The organism is Longimicrobium sp., assembly GCA_036389795.1.
Taxonomy (GTDB): domain Bacteria; phylum Gemmatimonadota; class Gemmatimonadetes; order Longimicrobiales; family Longimicrobiaceae; genus Longimicrobium.
In genome coordinates, this window is the sequence record DASVWD010000236.1 from 1 (window position 1) to 2,439 (window position 2,439).

Consider the following 2,439-nt stretch of genomic DNA (forward strand, 5'->3'; position numbering starts at 1 on the left):
TCTGACTCAGGAACGGGCTCTCTCGCACCAATGAGCTTACCGACCTCTTTGCCGACGCCACCCGCCCAATTTATGCTCCCACACCCGTTTCATCCTCCCTGGTCGCGCGCAGCGCGGTGGTAGACTCAGGATGACATCTCCTTTTGCACAATCGATCACGGAATCTGGTATGAGACGTTCAGGCGTGGAAGAAGCCGCCGGGCCCGCCCGCCCGGAGCGGTCGTGCGCAAGACGTTCCGGGGTCCCGCAAGAAGTACCGGCAATCCGAAAGAGGATTTGCACGATGCGGCGCCGCGCCGCCGGCCGGAATTCGCGTCGTTGCTGGACAATTGCATGCATCGCATGGACTTGCGGCTCGCCTGAGCCGCTGGCATACTGCTGGCAACACACCGGGCCGGCTCCGGGGAGTCCCGGACCTGCCCGGCCGTGGCCGGGCACCTACGAGAAACGGCAAACCCGTCGAAAGGCGGGGACGCAAAGCTACGAGGCTAAAGCAGGCGCACCGCGCCCGCCATGCCAGTCGAGCCGCCGAAAAGGTGCTTCGCCATGGCTGCGACCGTACCGTCGCACGGCTGTGTCCGCCGTGCCCACGCGTTCCCCCGCGCGCGAGTGATCTCCGCCCTCGTCTGCACCGTGCTCCTCCCGCTGTCCGCGGCCTGCGGCGGCGGCTCGCCCACCGGCCCCTCCACCCTCCCCGAGCTGATCATCGCCGTGCGCCCCTCGCTCGCCCCCGCCACGGGCGGCGTGGAGGTGCCCGTCTCCGGCGCCGTGGAGCTGGCGGTGCTCGACGGCGGGACCGCGATGGCCGCGGAGTGGACCAGCAGCGACCCCGCGGTGGTGAGCGTCTCCCCGGCGGGCGTGGTGACGGGGCTGGCCGAGGGGACCGCCACGGTCACGGCCCGCACCTCCAAGGGCGGCACCAGCACGGGCGTCAAGGTGAAGAAGCCGGGAACGCCCCCGCCGCCGCCCCCCGACACCACCGTCTCCGCTCCCCTGACCGCGGCGCCGGCGTGCTCCTCCTTCCCCGCGCTGCGCCGGGTGCCGGTCTCCAGCGCCTCGCAGCTGCAGGCGGCGGTGGCGGACGCGCGCCCCGGCGACGTGATCGAGCTGGCCGACGGGACGTACACGGGGTACCCCAACGTGCACGCGTCGGGGACGGCCGAGCGGCGGATCGTGCTCTGCGGGACGGGACGGGCGGTGCTGCAGACCGGCTCGCAGGACTCGGGGCACGCGCTGTGGCTGGACGGGGCGAGCTACTGGACGCTGTCGGGGCTGGTGCTGACCAACTCGATGGGCGGGCTGCAGATCAGCCGCGGCTCGTACAACGTGGTCCAGTGGGTGGAGGTCTTCAACACCGGCCAGCACGCCATCCACATCAGCCAGCTCAGCTCGGACAACGTGGTCCGCAACAGCTGGATCCACCACACCGGGCGCCGCCAGCCCGAGTACGGCGAAGGCGTCTACGTGGGGAGCTGGGTGGACCACTGGTGCCAGCGCACCGGCTGCCAGCCCGATCGCAGCGACCGCAACCAGGTGCTCGACACCCGCTTCGGGCCCTACGTGACCGCCGAGCACGTGCAGGTGATGGAGGGCACCACGGCCGGGGTGATCCGCGGCAACACCTTCGACGGCACGGGGATGGGCGCGCCCGCGGCGCCTTGGGCCGACTCGTGGGTGGCGGTGATGGGCAACGACTACGTGGTGGAGGACAACCGCGGCTCGCGCGCGCTGAAGAACGGCTTCGAGGTGTACGTGGACGCCGACGGGTGGGGGCGCGGCAACGTCTTCCGCCGCAACGTGGCCGACGTGCAGGCCGACGGCTACGGCTTCCAGGTCGACTCGCGCGTCGGCGGGAGCACGGCGGTGGCGTGCGACAACACGGTCCGCAACGCGGCGGGGTTCTCGAACGTGACCTGCCGGTAGGAAGTACGAAAGTACGGAAGTACGAGAGTATGAAGTGACGGAGACGCGAAGAGGCCGGGCGGCGAGGATGCCGTCCGGCCCCTTCTGCTTTCTACGCGCCGCCCCGCTCTCGTGCACGGAAAGCCGGCTCCCATTACGACTTTGCAGAGGATCGTCCGGGTTCACAAATCCTGAAAATGTCTCATCCCAGATTCCGGGATTGAATGTGCATTACGGAAAGGTGTCATCCTGAGGCCGGCCAGACCGTAGCCGCGTCCGCGCGAATGCTCGCAGGCCGAAGGATCTATGGCCCGCGTGCGAAGATCTACGCAGTGCAGCCCATAGATCCTTCGGTCGCGTCCAACCATTTGGTGCGGCAGCGAATTACGCGCAGACGCTCCTGAATAGAAACTACGGAGCCGGGGTCGCGCTCTTCAGGCGGCCTTCCGCAGTTCCACCTTGTAGCCGAGCCTCTCCAGACGCCGCTGCAGGCGTCGCGCTACGCGCTCTCCACCCTGGGAGTCGAAGTAGTCCGGG

The 2,439-nt window shown here is 69.0% G+C and carries 2 protein-coding genes and 1 riboswitch; both genes read left to right on the forward strand.

All coding sequences use genetic code 11. From position 1 onward, the window contains the following. Positions 1-222 precede the first annotated feature (222 nt). Positions 223-363 (forward strand): hypothetical protein, encoded by a 141-nt coding sequence (locus tag VF746_27895; GenBank protein HEX8696273.1) that lies wholly within the window; start codon positions 223-225, stop codon positions 361-363. A gap of 76 nt (positions 364-439) precedes the next feature. After that, positions 440-533: riboswitch (cyclic di-GMP riboswitch) on the forward strand. 76 nt (positions 534-609) lie between these two features. Then, complete coding sequence (locus tag VF746_27900; protein HEX8696274.1) at positions 610-1,923, forward strand: right-handed parallel beta-helix repeat-containing protein; 1,314 nt, start codon at positions 610-612, stop codon at positions 1,921-1,923. The last annotated feature ends 516 nt before the right edge of the window (positions 1,924-2,439 follow it).